The organism is Pseudoalteromonas sp. SK18, assembly GCF_001974855.1.
GTDB lineage: Bacteria > Pseudomonadota > Gammaproteobacteria > Enterobacterales > Alteromonadaceae > Pseudoalteromonas.
The window spans coordinates 32,363-49,927 of the sequence record NZ_MTQB01000028.1 but is presented as its reverse complement, the minus strand read 5'-3'; the positions used below and the strand labels follow the sequence as shown (position 1 = coordinate 49,927).

Annotated in this window: 19 protein-coding genes; 8 read left to right on the top strand and 11 right to left on the bottom strand. The window is 38.8% G+C overall.

What is annotated here, in order from left to right; translation table 11 throughout:
* Positions 1-160: 160 nt before the first annotated feature.
* Entirely contained in the window at positions 161-604 is a 444-nt protein-coding gene (locus BW139_RS16270) for a GNAT family N-acetyltransferase (protein ID WP_008465860.1), read from the bottom strand.
* 51 nt (positions 605-655) lie between these two features.
* Entirely contained in the window at positions 656-1,399 is a 744-nt protein-coding gene (locus BW139_RS16265; RefSeq protein ID WP_008109135.1) for a sporulation protein, read from the bottom strand.
* Positions 1,400-1,708: 309 nt separating this feature from the next.
* Here BW139_RS16265 and BW139_RS16260 point away from each other — a divergent pair, with 309 nt between their 5' ends.
* Entirely contained in the window at positions 1,709-3,280 is a 1,572-nt protein-coding gene (locus BW139_RS16260; RefSeq protein ID WP_076920345.1) for a cation:proton antiporter family protein, read from the top strand.
* Positions 3,281-3,566: 286 nt separating this feature from the next.
* Positions 3,567-3,788, top strand: a complete 222-nt coding sequence (locus tag BW139_RS16255) for a DUF3820 family protein (protein ID WP_008109131.1) — start codon at positions 3,567-3,569, stop codon at positions 3,786-3,788.
* A gap of 106 nt (positions 3,789-3,894) precedes the next feature.
* Here the strand turns inward: BW139_RS16255 and BW139_RS16250 are convergent, their stop codons facing one another.
* The 6 genes from BW139_RS16250 to ilvY all read right to left on the bottom strand — a co-directional run bounded on the left by BW139_RS16250 (position 3,895) and on the right by ilvY (position 9,236).
* Positions 3,895-5,130, bottom strand: a complete 1,236-nt coding sequence (locus BW139_RS16250) for an ATP-binding protein (protein WP_076920341.1) — start codon at positions 5,128-5,130, stop codon at positions 3,895-3,897.
* A gap of 26 nt (positions 5,131-5,156) precedes the next feature.
* Positions 5,157-5,849, bottom strand: a complete 693-nt coding sequence (locus BW139_RS16245) for a response regulator (protein ID WP_008109125.1) — start codon at positions 5,847-5,849, stop codon at positions 5,157-5,159.
* Between the two features lie 14 nt (positions 5,850-5,863).
* Entirely contained in the window at positions 5,864-6,229 is a 366-nt protein-coding gene (locus BW139_RS16240; RefSeq protein ID WP_008109122.1) for a DUF3019 domain-containing protein, read from the bottom strand.
* A 13-nt stretch (positions 6,230-6,242) separates the two neighbouring features.
* The gene (locus BW139_RS16235) at positions 6,243-7,082 is read right to left on the bottom strand and encodes a MipA/OmpV family protein (protein WP_050947010.1); all 840 of its coding nucleotides are present in this window, start codon (positions 7,080-7,082) and stop codon (positions 6,243-6,245) included.
* 111 nt (positions 7,083-7,193) lie between these two features.
* Positions 7,194-8,240, bottom strand: coding sequence for a GGDEF domain-containing protein (locus tag BW139_RS16230; RefSeq protein WP_083708682.1), 1,047 nt, complete (start codon positions 8,238-8,240; stop codon positions 7,194-7,196).
* A gap of 90 nt (positions 8,241-8,330) precedes the next feature.
* On the bottom strand, positions 8,331-9,236 hold the full coding sequence (gene ilvY, locus BW139_RS16225) for an HTH-type transcriptional activator IlvY (protein ID WP_076920340.1): 906 nt from the start codon (positions 9,234-9,236) through the stop codon (positions 8,331-8,333).
* 138 nt (positions 9,237-9,374) lie between these two features.
* Between ilvY and ilvC the strand changes: the two genes are divergently transcribed.
* The 4 genes from ilvC (at position 9,375) to BW139_RS16205 (ending at position 15,105) form a co-directional block, all read left to right on the top strand.
* Positions 9,375-10,847 (top strand): ketol-acid reductoisomerase, encoded by a 1,473-nt coding sequence (gene ilvC / locus BW139_RS16220; protein WP_008109116.1) that lies wholly within the window; start codon positions 9,375-9,377, stop codon positions 10,845-10,847.
* A gap of 155 nt (positions 10,848-11,002) precedes the next feature.
* Positions 11,003-12,922, top strand: a complete 1,920-nt coding sequence (locus BW139_RS16215; RefSeq protein ID WP_008109113.1) for a methyl-accepting chemotaxis protein — start codon at positions 11,003-11,005, stop codon at positions 12,920-12,922.
* A 79-nt stretch (positions 12,923-13,001) separates the two neighbouring features.
* Positions 13,002-14,192: a tetratricopeptide repeat protein gene (locus tag BW139_RS16210; protein ID WP_076920339.1), complete on the top strand. Its 1,191-nt coding sequence runs from the start codon at positions 13,002-13,004 to the stop codon at positions 14,190-14,192.
* Between the two features lie 88 nt (positions 14,193-14,280).
* The gene (locus BW139_RS16205) at positions 14,281-15,105 is read left to right on the top strand and encodes a M28 family peptidase (RefSeq protein ID WP_008109110.1); all 825 of its coding nucleotides are present in this window, start codon (positions 14,281-14,283) and stop codon (positions 15,103-15,105) included.
* On the opposite strand, the gene BW139_RS16200 is transcribed toward BW139_RS16205, so the two are convergent.
* On the bottom strand, positions 15,051-15,392 hold the full coding sequence (locus BW139_RS16200; RefSeq protein WP_036933212.1) for a GIY-YIG nuclease family protein: 342 nt from the start codon (positions 15,390-15,392) through the stop codon (positions 15,051-15,053). The genes BW139_RS16205 and BW139_RS16200 overlap by 55 nt on opposite strands.
* Positions 15,393-15,498: 106 nt before the next feature.
* Here BW139_RS16200 and BW139_RS16195 point away from each other — a divergent pair, with 106 nt between their 5' ends.
* Positions 15,499-15,858 (top strand): outer membrane protein assembly factor BamE, encoded by a 360-nt coding sequence (locus BW139_RS16195; RefSeq protein WP_010387969.1) that lies wholly within the window; start codon positions 15,499-15,501, stop codon positions 15,856-15,858.
* A gap of 54 nt (positions 15,859-15,912) precedes the next feature.
* Here the strand turns inward: BW139_RS16195 and BW139_RS16190 are convergent, their stop codons facing one another.
* Positions 15,913-16,236 carry an RnfH family protein gene (locus tag BW139_RS16190; protein ID WP_008109106.1) on the bottom strand — a complete coding sequence of 108 codons (324 nt, stop codon included), beginning with the start codon at positions 16,234-16,236 and terminating at the stop codon, positions 15,913-15,915.
* Positions 16,233-16,673, bottom strand: a complete 441-nt coding sequence (locus tag BW139_RS16185) for a type II toxin-antitoxin system RatA family toxin (protein WP_008109104.1) — start codon at positions 16,671-16,673, stop codon at positions 16,233-16,235. The genes BW139_RS16190 and BW139_RS16185 overlap by 4 nt, the downstream gene beginning before the upstream one ends.
* Before the next feature lie 148 nt (positions 16,674-16,821).
* On the opposite strand from BW139_RS16185, the gene smpB reads away from it, so the two are divergent.
* A complete protein-coding gene (gene smpB / locus BW139_RS16180; protein ID WP_008109102.1) occupies positions 16,822-17,301 on the top strand; it encodes an SsrA-binding protein SmpB in 480 nt (159 codons plus the stop codon).
* Positions 17,302-17,565: the final 264 nt, after the last annotated feature.

The window sequence follows — 17,565 nt, the reverse complement described above, 5'->3', positions numbered from 1 at the left end:
AAAATGAGCTTCTTCTTGTTACCAGAAAGGCGAGAAGACAGGAGCTACCCAAGATGGGTAAAACCAAAGCCAAAGAAGTATCCGACTAAAAAGAAAAATGCCAGTCAGCTTAACTGACTGGCATTACCCACAAATGTGGGCCTTTTTTATTGAGAATTACCTACAGCTTTAAAATCATGTCCTGATGGGCAATCCCATCCTCTAAGTATTCATTACCAACGCACTCAAAGCCAAATGAGCGATAAAAATTTAGTAGGTAGGTTTGCGCGCCTATATAAATATCACGAGAAGGCCATTGGGCCTTACAGCAGTTAATAGCGTGGCTAACTAATTCTTTGCCTAAACCAGAGCTGCGCTGTGATTGAGTAACTAAAACGCGCCCTATCGCACTGTACTGTGCATCTTTTTCATAACAACGAGCATAAGCATTTACGGTTTGCCCATCGAGTGAATACAGGTGGCGAGTAGCATCTGCAATATCAACATCATCAAGTTCGGGGTAAGGACACGCTTGCTCTACAACAAATACGTCAACACGTTTACGCATAATGGCAAACAAAGTCTGGGAGTCGAGCGCCGAGAATGGCTCAGATTTAAATGCCATTTAAACACCTTTTATTATTACAGGGCCTTACTAAAAGGCCCCATAATCTTATTAAGCAAATAATCGCTCTAACTGATCACATAACTGAGATAAGTTAACATGATCATGCTCGATAGTTAAATCGACATAACCGTCACTTCTAAATGCTCTGTCTAACTCAATCAGCACATGCGTTTTATGTGCTTCAGGAATAAACGAGAGTTCGATTTCTTTTATTCCAAATAAGCTACGGCTATTTGGTTGATATTCAAGCTCTTGGTAACACCCCGACACAGATTGAAAAGTAGACGCACGAAGATGCCCCTGCTCTACATCTGCTTTGACTAAACTAAAGCCAAGCTTCTCCATTGCTTGCATACAGGTTTTAACCGCTTCATTAGGATAGATGTGTAAGTGGTCTTTATCTGTTGGGTCAAGTGCAAGATCAATATCAAGCCCTGTTTCTAACCACACATAAGACTGGTTATAACCGGCATTAATTTCAGTGATTGGTGTTTCTGAGTGCAAACGGGCCTCAAATGGAATCGTTTTCACTTCACCAGGCTCAACGGTACCAATATCAGTAATGCGCCACTGATCAATAACATGATTAGTAAAATAATCACCGTCTTCACTGGCTACTTTTACTCGAGTAACTAACATTAAATCTAAACCCGCAATTTCTTGACTTACATCGCCTGCGGTAATGACAATTTGTGCATTAAATAATTGCCCAGGCTGAAGATGCTCAGTTTCTAGGATAGTATCTACTTTGGCGGCACCAATGCCTACCGATGCTAAAATTTTTTTAAACATATTTTCTCCTTAAGCTAAGCAATACTTTTGTTCGCTTTCGCTTAAACTCCTTCGTTATGGCATCTTAACCACATTTAAAAGCGCTTGTCAGCGAAAAACTGCTATTTACATGCTGTTTACCATAAAACTAACCACATATGTGTGTTTTTTGTACTTTACAGCCACTTTATACCTGTATTAAGGTGTTTTAGTAATCAGCTGATAAATACTCACTATCAGCCAATTAGCAGCTGTAAATAAGTAGATTAATTGTCAATAAGCATTGTTTTTCGCTACACTACAATGCCAAATGCAGTGATACTAATAACTATGGAACTAATTTATTTTGCTACCGCCTTCGTCTGCGGTTTTGGTATATATCAGCTAAAATTACCGCCACTTATCGGCTTTCTTATGGCCGGGTTTATTCTTAATTTAGCGGGCTACAAAAGCACGGAGCTACTCGAAACGATTGCCTCTTTAGGAGTCACACTGCTACTTTTTAGTATTGGCCTCAAGCTAAAAATTTCTAACCTTATGAAACCTCAAGTATGGGCTCCTGCCACCATACACATTGTTTTAAGTAGCGCATTATTTAGTGGTTTTATGTTGTTGCTTGGAGTATTTGCACTGCCGCTATTTGTTGATTTAAGCTGGCAAAGTGCGTTGTTAGTTGGCTTTGCTCTGAGCTTTTCGAGCACGGTATTTGCTGTAAAAGTGCTGGAAGAGCGTGGGGAAATGGCAAGTTTGCATGGTAAAATAGCCATTGGTATTTTGGTTATGCAAGATATATTTGCTGTCATCTTCTTAGCGGTCAGTACGGGTAAAGTACCAAACATTTGGGCCTTAGGATTAATTGTTGCGCTACCTTTGTTTCGCCCTATTATGTATTGGGTTTTAAATCGTTCTAAACACGGTGAGCTACTGCCGCTATTTGGTTTCTTCTTTGCGTTAGTGGCAGGATATAATGCCTTTGAATTCGCAGGATTAAAGGGCGATTTAGGCGCATTGATCATTGGCATGATATTCGCCCCACACAAAAAAGCCGGTGAGCTGTCTAAGTCATTACTTAGCTTAAAAGATATATTACTGGTTGGTTTTTTCTTAAGTATTGGTTTAAGTGCTGAGCTTACTGCCCACTCTCTAGTCGTTGCCTTAATTTTAGTATTAGTTATTCCTGTTAAAACGCTGCTTTATTACATATTAACCAACTTATTTAAACTGCGTGCTCGTACTTCTTTACTCACTGCGTTTAGTTTGGCTAACTTTAGTGAGTTTGGCTTGATTGTTTGCGCAGTTGCAGCATCTAGCGGCATGGTTACCTCTGAATGGCTCGCCGTTATCGCAATTGCCGTATCCATCACTTTTGTGATTGCTTCCCCTTTAAATAAACGTTCTAACGAGCTGTACGTTAAAATTGAACGGTTTTTATTGAAGTTTGAAAGTAAAACCCGCTTAGCGGAAGAGCTTCCAGTAAACTTAAATGATACCAAAATAGTTATTTTTGGTATGGGTAGAATTGGCACCGGTGCCTACGAAACAATAAACTCAACCCATCCTGATGTTGTAGCAGGTATTGATATTAAACCTGAGGTGGTTGATAAACATATAAAACGTGGGCGCAGAGTATTAATTGCTGATGCAACTGACCCCGATTTTTGGCAGCGCGTTAATCACTCCCATGTTGAAATGGTCATGTTAACTATGCCCAAGCATATGCAAAATATTTTTGCCTTAGAGCAGTTGCAGGCATCAGGCTATAAAGGGCAAGTTACAGCCATTGCTAACTATCCCGATCAGCAAAAAGAATTAGAGGATATGGGAATAGATTCTACTTATAACTTTTACTTAGAGGCTGGTAGCGGTTTTGCGGAACATGTAAAGCAAACCTTGTTTCCGTAATCGGGCTTAGATGCAAATAGATTGCATTTACATTCCTTTACATCTGAGTATTTTATTGGTCAAAAAATAAGGTAAAATGTCTGTGTTGGTTGAATAAAGCTAATACCTAAGTTTGTGTTTTATAAAAGACAAATAACGGACCCCTTGCTTTTAAATGACCAATAAGATTCTCAAATTAGAGGGCCTACTCCCTCTATCAATAGGCTGTTACTTGCCCGTTACAGCCTATTTTATTCCCTTAAAATCCCTTACACTTATCGTAATTATTTTATAAAAGATGTCAGTAATGGATCCTCAACAACTAAAAATCGCGATTAACACCATTATGCCATTTGGCAAATATGCAGGACGCCCTTTACTTTTACTGCCTGAGCCTTACTTAGTGTGGTTTAAACAGCAAGGCTTTCCTGATAGCAAGCTTGGCTCTCAGCTCGCTATGATGTACGAAGTGAAGCTTAATGGTTTAGAGCAAATGCTGATGCCACTACTAGAAAAAAATAGTAAATAAAATAGAACTTTTTTATAAGTGGTCTGTCTATCTATTTGCTACTTGTTGATTTTTGGTTTTAAACCGCAAAAAAGCGCCTTTATGGCGCTTTTTTATTGTTTGGGATTCAGTTGTCGAGGGTAATAATAAACTTAACCCCACCCAATGGTGAGTCTTCAATCTTACATTGCCCTTTATGCCAGCTAATAATTTTATTTACAATTGCCAGCCCTAATCCAAACCCACCAGTTTTTTTATCACGGCTTTTATCTAAACGGGTAAAAGGTTTAAACACTTTCTCACGTTCAGCACCGGCAATACCTGGGCCATCATCTTCAATCACCAGAAATAACTTTTCGGCGTTGGCAGTTAAACTAATATGTACATTTTGCGCAGCATGTTTCAGTGCATTACTAATTAAATTTTGTAGCACTCGCGACATAAAATGGCTATCACATACGTAAATAAATTGACTCGGTAGCGTTGTTGTTAATTTAATAGGGGTGTCAAAACTTACTTTTTCGATATTGGCTTTAATTAATGCGACGATATCACAAGGAGCCAATTGCAAGCTTGGCTGCTGTGTATCTAAACGAGCGTATTCCAGCATTTCTGATACCAAGGATTCTAGCTCATGAATATCCATTTGCATATCAGATAAATAGTGCTGTGCTTTGCCATCTTGAACTTTATTCTCTAGCATCGCGATTGCAAACTTCAAACGCGCTAATGGTGTTCTGAACTCATGTGACACTGAGGAAGTCAGTTCCTGTTGAGCACTCAGTAAAAATTCAATCCGTTGCTGCATTACTTGCAGTGTATCAGTGATGGGTAAAAAGAATGATTTAGAGCTGTCGCTTAATTGAAAATCTTGCGCCCCACCGACGGCTTCACAGGCTTGGCTGAGCTTGGCAAAATCTCGCCATAACAGTAAGCTCCATAACCCTATCGGTAAGCTAATGATAAATAAAACTAATAAATAAGGAATTACGGTCCCACTGTTTTTAGCTTTAACACCTAAAGGGCCGACTTGTAATAACTGAGAGTTATTTAAAGTAACATACCAAACAATACGTTGCTGCTTATCATACAAGTAAAGGTAATTATTTTGCGTTAATTGTGTTTGCTGCTCAGCTGGGAGAACTAAATCTTGCGGGGCGATAACTTGGCTATCAAAATTATGTTTTAACTGCTCAAGACCATCTGGCGTTTGAGAAAGCAGCCATAACGACTGCCCAAATTCATCATCTAACAAAACATGTTGCTCGGATTCATCATACGGCCAAAGCTGCTCTATAACACCACTGGCAATAAACAAAGAAGCAATAATATATACGTACAGGCTTATAAATAGCTTTCCCATTAACCTAGCCTAATACCTTGCATTAATTACATGTCCCACGCATCTGATACAAATAAATAGCCTTGCCCCCACACCGTTTTAATGCGGTATGGTTTATCACTATTATCACCAAGCTTCTTGCGAATACGAGATACGCGTACATCAACGGTTCGATCTAGCCCGTCGTACTCACGGCCAATCATATGTTGGTGCACATGCTCTCGGCTGAGAACCTCTCCGGCATTTGAAGCCAACAACCACAGTAATTCAAACTCATGCGAAGTTAATACAATTTCAACACCGCTTAGCTTTACAATTCGACTAGTTTTATCTATTGATAAGTCACCAAATTTAAGCTCTTCAACGGCTTTTACGCTAGGCTGCCCACGGCGCAGTAATGCACTAATTCGAGCCAATAACACGCGCGGCTCAGCAGGTTTAATAACGTAATCGTCAGCACCGAGTTCTAAGCCAATAACTTGGTCAAAATCTTCACCCTTTGCGGTAAGCATTAAAATAGGTAAGGTGTATTTGTCGCGCACTTGACGACACACGCTAAAGCCATCTTTTCCTGGCAACATCACATCTAAAATGATTAGATCAGCATGATTTTCACTCAAATAAGGAAACACTTCGTCACCGCGATCTAATACGTCAACTTCTAAGCCATTATGCTCAAGATAGTCTTTGGTTAATTGTTGCAACCCTAAGTCATCTTCAACAAGTAATATCTTTGGCATTTACTGCTCCTAAATTAAAAAAAGCTCCAAGGTGAGCGTAGCCGATGTTTTTTCTTAGCGTATACAGTCTGCACTTCTACTTGCACACTCGCTAATGATACACCTGTAAGGGGATTAATCAGGGAGTATATGGTCTCCACCTGAACACGCGCTTTATAACTAAGTTGCCCTTTTTTTACCCCTTGCCAACATTGCAACTGAGTATCTTGCTGGTATAAACACACATCGCTTGGCTCAGACAGTTGCCAGTTAAATTTTAACTCAAGATCACAAAATTCTTGTTGTTCGGAAACCACACAGACTTTGGGTGATACGTTAAGTGAAGAGGCTTTTGCAACGCTAATGTTGCTAAAAAATGAAGCTGCAAACACAACCAACATAAAACACTTCATATTAAAATGTATGTTCGAATCCTATAAAGGCGGTCATTGAATAGTCATGTTCAAAGAGCGGGCTGCTATCCATTGCTGAATAGTCATAATATGCTAAATGAAAACGAAGCGCGTTGGTTTTACCTAGGGGCCAACGGGCGTCGATTTTAGCATAAGGTTGCCAGCTACTACCAACTTCTATTTCACCATATGAAGATTCTGTGCTGTTTAAGCCATAAAAGTAGTTATTTAGTTGGGCTGATTTATAGTTAACGCCTAAAGTCGATTTAAGTTTTAACAACTTAAGATCAAAATGGTATTGCCATTGTAGCGATCCTCTGTAGCTATTATAAACACTGTTTACGTCATGCAATAATTGCGCAGAAAAAACATGTTGTTGTTTTACAAAAAAATAACTCACACCCGCATCCAACACCACTCGTCTTTTTTGAATGTTATTAATATTAATCTGGCGAGGAGATTCAATGTGTTGTGATTCTAATATTTCATTATTAGACATTGCTGTGAGCGGGAATATATTTTGCGGGTGCCAATCAATAAAAAACCGTGATTCTGGGTTAATTTCTGACACTAAGCTAATGTTATGCGTATCGCTTTGTAAAAAAGAATAACCTAAGCGACCGTTATCAAAAAACCAATTTTGGCCATAATAAGCTACTTGTGGAACCACCAACAAAGGAATGTTGTCAGCACCGTATAAAGGATTACTGATCACTCCAGCCCCTAAGCTGACACTAATCTTAAGTTCATCCGTAGAGATATGTTGCTGCGTCTGAGCAATTGCATTAGCGCTAAATAACGCCAATAAAATGCATATTTTTATTCTCAGATGTAACATCATGGAGTTATTCACTAGTTTATAAAGTGGCTTTGACCCTATAGTAGCAAGTAGTATCAGTACAAGCTCTAGAGGGTTACAATCATTAACAAATTTGATACAAACGGAACACGTTTACAAATTGGCGGCTATTTCAACTCGATTTCGACCATGAGTTTTAGCTAAATAAAGTGCTCTATCGGCTTTTTCTACTAATAAACAGCTCTTACTAAAAGGCTGCATTAGAGCTATGCCAAAACTTGCTGAGATATTACGTTTATTATTACTATCTTCTTTCTTACGGATAGTTAATTTAGCAATACTTAAGCGTAACTTATTACAAAAGATCATTGCATCATTAATGCTATCAAAGTAACCCGTGATACAAAATTCTTCACCACCGAAACGATAGGCATTGTATTGTTCTTGCACGCTATTTTGCACTTTTTGAGCAACAAGTTTGAGTACCTCATCGCCTTTTTGATGACCAAAATCATCATTGAAACGTTTAAAGTGATCAATATCGAACATTATCAACACGGCTAACTTATCTTGCTCGTCTTGTGAAGATGCATGAAGGCAAAACTCGACTATGTCGGTATCAAACTTGCCGCGATTATATAACCCCGTTAGCGAATCTTTATCAACCGCTTCTTGAGTCATAGTTAGAGCTTCTTTTAAATCTTTAATCTCATTATATGCTTGCGCTAATTTAGTTTGGAAACCACGGGCGTAATCTTGCATGGCAATAGATTCATCTGTTAAACGCTCTACACAAGACAAAATTTCATTAAATGAGTTAATACTAGAGAGTGTTTTTAACTCATTTTGTGAGTCAACTAACGAGGTAGTAAAGCTTTTTGAATATTGAATAGAATCACTCAAATCAAACTGTACTTGCTCTACCGTACCATGAAATTTTTCAGACATTTGTTGGAAAAACGCTAATTCTTCATCGTTTATATATTTATCAAAAATTTCCTGAGCACTTTGGGCCGAGCAGGTATTGTGCTGACCGATAACTTTATCAAGCTCTGTATTTAGTTGTGGATTATCGCCCTGTACATAACAGTACCAAATCGCATAATTAATTGGCGTTACCGGCATTTTGTACTTAACCATAAGCGGAATGGCTTTTTTTAAACACTGGGCAGAATGAGCAAGTGAGGCAGTATTATCCATAATTGAAACTCTCAGACATCACAACAAAGATGTTAATAAACACATAAATATTAGCGGTTTATATTAACACTTTTTTATCATCCAACAAGCCTATATTATGTTTTCTCCCATATTTTGTGCAATATTCCACAGCGCACTAATCGCTGGATCATTCAATTCTTTGTGTAATACCGCCAGACCAATTTTAAACCCTTGTGGTGGCTCGCCTTTGTACTGTAAAACCTGCACTTTATCGTTTAGCGGGCTATTATCAAGTACAATTTTTGGGATCATAGCCACACCTAAGCCTAAACTCACCATAGATACCATGGCTTCATGCCCAGCCACTTGCGCGTAAATTTTTCCCTGAACGTTATTTTTTCGCCACCATTGCTCCAACCTTTGACGTGAAAACCCTTGTTCAGCAACAATAAACTCAAGCTCGGACCAATCAATAGTCTCGGTGTTAGTGGCTAGTTTTTCTGTGATCGGGCATTGAATAGTGGGCGCAATTAATACCAGTGGCGAATAACCAATGTCTACAAATGCAATTTGTGCAGGTAATTTACTGGGTCTAGCTGCAATGGCCATAGATTCATGCCCATCTAACACTCGGTTAATAGCCAAGGCGGGATCGCCCGTATTTAAGGTGATTTCAATATGCTGATGCTGAGCTCTCAGTTGCTCTAAAATATGATGCAAAAAACTGTAGGACGCGGTAACAGAACAATAAAGGCTTACATTGCCATAAATGTGTTGTTGCGGCTCGTTTAAATTAGCCTTAAAACGCTGCCAATTATTAAGCGTTGCACTGGCGTACTCCTTAAATGCAATGCCTTCGCGGGTAAGCTTTACACTGCGATTATCACGCTGAAATAACATCACCCCTACTTCATCTTCTAACTGCTTAATGTTACGGCTTAAAGTAGGAGCACTTACATGACACAACTCACTGGCACGAGAAAAATGAAGCGTTTTTGCTAACGCTAAAAAGTAATGTAAATGCTTATGATCCATGTCAACGCCCGTATTTCATTTTATGAAACACTTTAATTCAAATATATCATTTTACGCAAGAAGAGATTTTTCATATGGTTATTCCAAGCAAAGCAAACGCAATGCATCTAACAAATTGAATTAATAGGAACCTTAATCATGGCAAATTATTTTAATAGCTTACCTTTACGCGAACAATTAGCGCAATTAGCACAATGTGAATTTATGGGTGCAGACGAATTTAACGACGGCGTTGCCGCACTCAAGGGTAAAAAGTTAGTGATTGTCGGCTGTGGCGCACAGGGTTTAAATCAAGGCTTAAATTTACGTGATTCGGGTTTAAATGTAGCCTATACACTTCGTGAATCAGCGATTGCTGAGCGCCGTCAATCATTTTTAAATGCATCTGACAATGGCTTTAAAGTGGGTACTTACGAAGAATTGATCCCAACAGCTGATGTTGTACTTAACCTAACACCGGATAAACAGCACACCGCGGTTGTTAATGCCATCATGCCATTAATGAAACACGGCTCAACGCTTGCTTACTCACATGGTTTTAATATTGTAGAAGAAGGTATGCAAGTACGTGAAGACATAACCGTAATTATGGTTGCACCAAAATGCCCAGGTTCCGAAGTACGTGAAGAGTATAAACGCGGCTTTGGTGTACCCACCCTCATTGCGGTTCACCCAGAGAACGACCCTCAAGGGCATGGTTTAGCGCAAGCAAAAGCTTATGCTGCAGGTACGGGTGGTCATCGTGCAGGGGTACTTAAGTCATCGTTTATCGCCGAGGTAAAATCTGACTTAATGGGTGAGCAAACCATTTTATGTGGCATGCTACAAACAGGTTCTATTTTATGTTTTGATAAGATGATTGATAAAGGGATTGATGCTGGCTATGCCTCAAAACTAATTCAATATGGTTGGGAAGTGATCACAGAAGCACTAAAGTATGGCGGCGTTACCAATATGCTTGACCGCCTATCAAACCCTGCCAAAGTCAGAGCATTTGAATTAAGTGAGCAGCTAAAAGTAATCATGCGCCCACTGTATAACAAACACCAAGATGACATAATCGATGGCACATTTTCACGGGTAATGATGGAAGACTGGGCAAATGATGACGCTAACTTATTAAAATGGCGTGCTGAAACTGCAGAAACTCATTTTGAAAAAACACCAGCAGGTGATGTAGAAATTACTGAACAAGAATTTTTTGATAACGGCATTTTAATGGTGGCCATGGTAAAAGCCGGCGTAGAGCTGGCATTTGAAACCATGACTGCAGCCGGTATTATTGCAGAATCTGCTTATTATGAGTCACTGCATGAAACGCCATTAATTGCTAATACCATTGCACGTAAAAAGCTGTTTGAAATGAATCGTACTATTTCAGATACGGCAGAATATGGTTGCTACTTATACAACCATGCATGTTTGCCACTACTACAAGAGTTTATGCAAGATATTGATACCGATGTTATTGGTAAAGGCTTAAATGAGCAAAGTAACCAAGTAGATAATCAAACATTGATTCAAATAAATACCGCACTGCGTGAACACCCTGTTGAAAAAGTGGGTGCTAAATTACGCGGCTATATGTCGGCAATGAAAAAAATAGTTTAATTCTATAACCCTAGAACTTTCACTTGTTAGAAACCAAGCCCACTTGCATTTTGCTGTGGGCTTTTTTTTAATGTAAATTATTCATCAATAGCCGAAAATAAATAATGTGCTAAAATAATCCTCTCATTGCCTAAGTTGTAAATATAAGTATTATCATGACGATACAAAATCTCTCTATTACTCAAAAAATAACAGCGCTTGGAAGCATTATTGCTATTTGTGTTGCTGTATTAATTGGTTTGACGTCTTTGCATAACTCAAAGAATATTATTGAGCAACGCATGATCGAATCGGAACTGCCAAGTAAACTGCAAACAATCAGTAATCATATTGGTGGGGAGATCAATGAACTTCTAGGCGCAGCACAGCAGCTTTCTGCCAATACCTTTATTTTAGATTGGGCAAACTCTGGCAACACCAATGATGCACTTTTACTCAAAGAACTCAATCGTTTGGTTGAGCAATATGATCTTGCTACCGCTTCATGGGCTAATAAGAATACCGCGCAATATTGGAACCAAGATGGCTTTTTGCGTGTTTTAAAAAATGATGCTGCAGATGGCTGGTTTTTTGCTTTTACTCAATCAAAACAACCCTACTCAATCAGTATTTATCAAGAATCTGAAAACGATGTAAAAATGTTTGTTAATCACCAGCAGCCCAATGGATTCGGCTTGGCGGGCTTAGCAAAAAGCATCACAGATATGCAAAAGCTGCTTCAACAGTTTAAAATTGAGCAGTCAGGGTTTGTATTTATTGCCGATAAAAATGGCTTAATTCAGCTACATAAAGATGCAGCTAAAGTTGCCAAGGTTAATATAGATAGTATTTACAGTGCCAATATTCATAACAAATTACTTGATGAAAACGGCTTTGCATTAGAAGAAGTAAATATTAACGGACAAGCCACGCTGATTGCTGCCACACCAATTAAAAACACCGACTTATTTGTGTTAGCTCAAGTACCAAAAAGCGAAGTTTTCGCAAGCGTAAACACTCTAGAGTGGCAAATATTCACATTCACTATCATCACAGCACTTATCGCAAGCGTGATCAGTTACTTATTAGCTCGTTCTTTAGCCTCACCGTTATCAAAAATGGCGGAGTTGTTTTCTCGTTTAGGACGTGGCGATGCTAATTTAGCTTATCGCCTACCTACATCACCTCAACCTGAACTCAATAATTTAACGTCGGGCTTTAACCAATTTATTGAAAAAATAGAAACCGCCATTGTGCAAGTAGCTGATGAAAGCCATGGTATTCGTCAAAGCTCTGATCATGTCTTTGCGCAAGCAAAACAAAACTCGTTAGCGTTGGATAAACAAAAAGAGCAAACCATTTCGGTTGCTGCAGCGATTAATGAAATGGGCGCTACGGTGCAAGAAATAGCACAAAGTGCCGCTAATGCTGCTAAGTTAACCAACGATAGCCGCGATAATACCAAACAAAGTCATCAGCAAGTATTACAGAGCCAAACGACAATCTCAGCCCTTGCCAGCGACATTGATGGTATTACCGAGCAAGTTGCTTTGCTTTCTAAAAAAACCATTGATATTGCAAGCATAGTGGATTCAATTAGAGGGATTTCAGAGCAAACCAACTTGCTGGCACTTAATGCAGCCATTGAATCTGCACGCGCTGGTGAACATGGTCGAGGGTTTGCAGTCGTTGCTGATGAAGTAAGAGCACTGGCGAATCGTACATCACAGTCAACCACTGAAATACAATCAATGATTGAAGAGCTCACTCAAATTTCAGATGATGTTGTAAATGATATTAGCCAATCAAAGAATAAAGCCCAACAAAGCGTCAGCGCAATGCAAAGCTCGGTTGAGTTACTTAATACGATTACTGAAACAGCAAATGAAATTAACGACATGGCAACTCTAATAGCCACCGCTACCGAACAACAAAGTAGCGTAGTAAATGATGTGGGTCGAAGTATTGAGCAAATTAGTGAGATCAGTGATAAATCAATGAGTGAACAAATCAATACTGAACAAGCAATTCGTGATTTAGCCACCAGCGCACAAACACTTGATGCACTAGTGGCCACATTTAACCAGCAGCGTTAAATAGTTTGTTACGTTAAAAAATAACCTCTGTACCAAATAGCTACTATACTTACAGTGTGTTTTTTGTACAGAGGTGTGTATGAGTGCTGTTCAAGGTAAACATTACTTACTAGCTGCTTGTTTGCTCAGTTTAAGTGCGTGTAGCACCACAGATAACGCCAATATAAGTGTGCCAATCCCTATTATTGCTCCCCCAATGCAACTACAACAGCAGCTTGTAGAGTCTGAGCAACAAATATTTCAACTCGACCATAGCCTCAAACAACAGTTAAGTGCTTATGTACAAACGCGAAAATCTGCTGACGAAATTGCCTATAGTGTACTTAGTTTTTTACTCACAAATGGTGATAACTCACTATCTTATCAATCTACCAGCACACAAACAGCGTCTCAAAGCTATCAAAATTTAAATGCTAACTGTCTTTCCCTCTCTATTTTAGCGTATAGCTTAGCCGAACATTTAGGCCTTAAGGCCCGCTTTCAAAAAGTACATATTCCAGAATACTGGGCGTTAAACCAAGGGTTTAATTTACTCACTGGGCATATCAACCTGGCCATAGACAATAAAACGAAGCTCAAAGACAGCTCACTTGTTTATCAGCGTAATCAACGTTTAATCATTGATTTTGACCCCAATAGCCGACAAGCTCGTTTTGCAACCTCATCGTTATCAAAAAAGCGAGTAACCGCCATGTTTTATAATAATAAAGGCGGTGAGGCATTGGTTAATAAACAGTTTGATTTAGCTTATAGTTATTTTAAAGCAGCAATCAATACCGATTCCTCATTTAGTGCCAGTTGGGGAAATTTAGGGGTACTCTTTAAACAATTAGGTGATTTAAAGCAAGCGGAGGAAATGTACCGCTATGCCATTGCCTTAAACGCTGATAATAATACTGCGCAAGGTAATTTAGCATTATTATATAAACTCACAGATAGAGTAGCCGAAGGCGATAAGCTATTAGCAGAGCTTGACAGAAAGCGCCAAACTAACCCTTATTATCATATATCGCTTGGTAACAGTGACTATGTAAGTGGTGACTATACAAACGCGATTAGCCATTATAAAAAAGCAAACGCTATGTCACCAACCTTACATGAAAGTCACTTTGGACTAGCCCGCAGTTACTTTGAATTAAATAATATAACTAAAGCGGAGTTTCATTTGCGTAAAGCTAGAAAAAAAGCAGACTTTGTTCATGAAATACAGCGCTATGACAATAAGCTCATTGCATTAAAATCACTCACCGCTAAGGCGAATCATTATTAAATTATTTAGCTTAACATGTGTCGTACTTTTTATAAGTTGGAGCGGACTTTGTAAACAGGTTGAGCCACAATTATTAACTGATTTAACTATGTTAACCAGCCCAGAATTGGCTGGTAGAAAAACGAATAGTCATGCTGCCTTGCTCACTAGGGAGTATTTAAAAACACGCTTCAAAGAGCATCAACTTACAGTAAGTGAACAACCTTTTACTTATTCCTCAGGGCTGTTTTCTAGCGCACAAGGCGTTAATATTATTGCTACTAATACAGTAAAAGATTTACCTGTTATTGTTATTACTGCGCATTATGATCATTTAGGCCTAAAAGCGGGGAAATTACACCCTGGCGCTAACGATAACGCCTCGGGTGTTGCCGCATTGCTGTATTTATCGCATGCGCTAACGGCCTCTTCCTCTTACCGCTTTATGTTTGTTGCAACAGACGCTGAAGAAAATGGCTTACACGGCAGTGAGCACTTTGCTAAAACAATGCGCCAGCTCCCTATTGTTTTAAATATTAACCTAGATATGTTGGCAATTAAAAAATCGCATAAGCGATTATACGCGCTAACAAGTCGCGCCTTAAAAAGCCAACTTAACTTAGTATTTACTCAGATTAAGGGTAACAAAGTGAAATTAAAACCTATTTATTCATCACGAAAAATGAGCCGACTCACCAACACGAAACAAATAGATTGGCACAGAGCCAGTGACCATTATTCATTCGCTAAACAAAAAATTCCGTATGTGTACTTTTCTATGGGGGCAGATAACTTCCATCATAGTGCTAAAGATACGCTCGAAAATATAAACACTCCCCTCTATCAAGAAGCCGTATTGCTAATTGAGGCATTTATTAATCAGCTTTTGACAAGCCCGGTGGTATTAAGTCCCCCTTTAAAAGCAGCAACATAAGCCTCTTTTTTTGCTCGTGGAAGTTTTTTAATCGCATACTCTAATTTGCTTGCGTCGCTTTTAGTACCTACTTGTTGTTGATGAATGAGCACCAGCGGCCCTTTACCTTTAAGGTTTTTTGCCCCTTTACCTGCTTGGTGAGTGGCGATACGTCGTGTTACATCAACCGTAATGCCGGTATACCAATGACCAAACCGTGTTTGCACAATATAAAGTGACCAAATAGCCGGTTTATTTTTACTATTGCTCAACTCATTGTTTAAACTTTTTTGATTATTAATGGTCAAAACCTCGCCTTTACGCGCTAAACAAAAACAATTACTCAAAAGGGTTTTACCTTGAGTGACTAATCGGTATCATGCAGATTATAAAAAATAAGGATCACAACTAACAATGCAGTCGTTAAAAACTTTTTCTCTTTGGCTTATCGTCGCTTTAACGCTTAGTTCAGCCGCAGGTTGTTCTAGCTGGGTATACCGAATCAACATCCCTCAAGGTAACTTTTTAGAACAATCAGACGTTGATAAGCTTCGCGTTAATATGACTCGCGAACAAGTAATTTACGTATTAGGCAGACCCATTGCCGAAGACGCCTTCGATAAAAATACTTGGCGTTATGTATACAGCTTTAATAAAGGGCGAGCTAATGAACAATTTAAATCATTAGTCTTAAACTTTGAAAATGAAAAGCTGGTTACGGTATCGGGCGACTATGAGCAACCAGAAAACTTTACAACACCTTTAGAGCAATAAGAAAGCTCTTAAGGTTTAATTAAAAAAGGTGAGCATGGCTCACCTTTTTTGTATCTAACGATCTAACGGCCGGCCACCTGTTACTTTATTAGCGCGGCCCTCTTCTTTGGCTTTTTCAGCGCGTTTCCTGCGAGCATCTTTAGGGTCGGCAATTAATGGGCGGTAAATTTCAATCCTGTCGCCATCTTTAAGCTCATGATTAAGCTTTACCGTTCTGTTCCATACGCCTAAAGTTAAATCGGTTGCATCAATCTCAGGGCACTTTTTGATAATCCCTGACTGTATTACCGCTTGCTCAGCCGTTGTGCCTTGCAGCACTTCTATATTTAACGTGGTTGCCTTAGTGGGTAACGCGAACACAACTTCAATATTGATCATGCACGTTCTCCATACACTGTTTTTGCACGTTGAGTAAACGCACTCACCATGTTTTTTGCCACATCATTAAAAATTTTACCAAACGCTAGCTCTATGAGCTTACTTGAAAACTCAAAGTCTAGCTGTAAATTAACCTTACACGCATGCGTATCTAATTGCTGAAAGTGCCAGCGACCTTGCAGGGTTTTAAAAGGACCATCAACCAAGCGAAGCATCACTGTTTGTTCATCAATTAGCGTATTTTCAGTGGTAAACCATTTTTTTATGCCGGCTTTAGATATTTCTAAACTAGCGGTCATGTTATTATCATGCTGCTTAATAATTTTTGAGTCTGAACAATTAGGTAAAAACTGTGAATAGGCTTCTACATCATTGACTAGATCAAACATCTCTTTAGTGCTGTACATAACCAGCGCGCTTTTTTCTATTTGTGGCATACTCACTCCCAACTGTGTGCAGGAATTTTAGCAAGCTTTGTGCGTTTCCCCAAACTTTCATCGCGCTTAAATTAATCCTTCGCTTTTGCATGTATAATTTAAAAAAATCGATGTAAAACATCTTGTATAACGTATATTATAGGGCACTATGGCTAAGAAAAATTCATCAAAATCGACAAGTAATACCATCGCGCTAAATAAAAAAGCGCGACACGAGTATTTTTTACACGACAAGTTTGAAGCAGGTGTTGAACTCCAAGGCTGGGAAGTAAAAAGTATCCGAGCAGGTAAAGTAAATATCTCTGAAACTTATATTCATCTTAAAAACGGTGAAGCATTTTTATTAGGCAGTACCATTCAGCCTTTAAATAGTGCATCGACCCATGTTATTTGTGACCCGCTACGTTACCGTAAATTACTGCTAAGCAGGCGTGAACTCGACCGCTTAGTTGGTGCAACTGAGCGTGATGGTTATTCATTAGTTGCCACCGCTATGTATTGGAAAAAATGCTGGGTGAAGCTTGAATTCCATTTAGCTAAAGGTAAGAAAATGCATGACAAACGTGAAGACGGTAAAAATAAAGATTGGTCTCGTGAAAAAGAACGTTTAATGAAACATAAAGTTTAAATAAAAACGCCTAACATGATGTTAGGCGTTTTTTTTGATTAAACTTCTAGCAAAATACAAATTATTACAAATTAAAGTTGCTCGGTGATTTATTTTTAAATAATGAGAAAAACACTCTCCAGCAGCAGATAGCAAGTATCCCATCGTTTTCCTTCATTGAGAAAATCAGTACATATTCGTGCCGATAACAAAATCATCTTTGCGGCTAATTGATAACACTTAAGTTACATGGTATTAATAATTCGACTTGTAAAAACAAGTAAA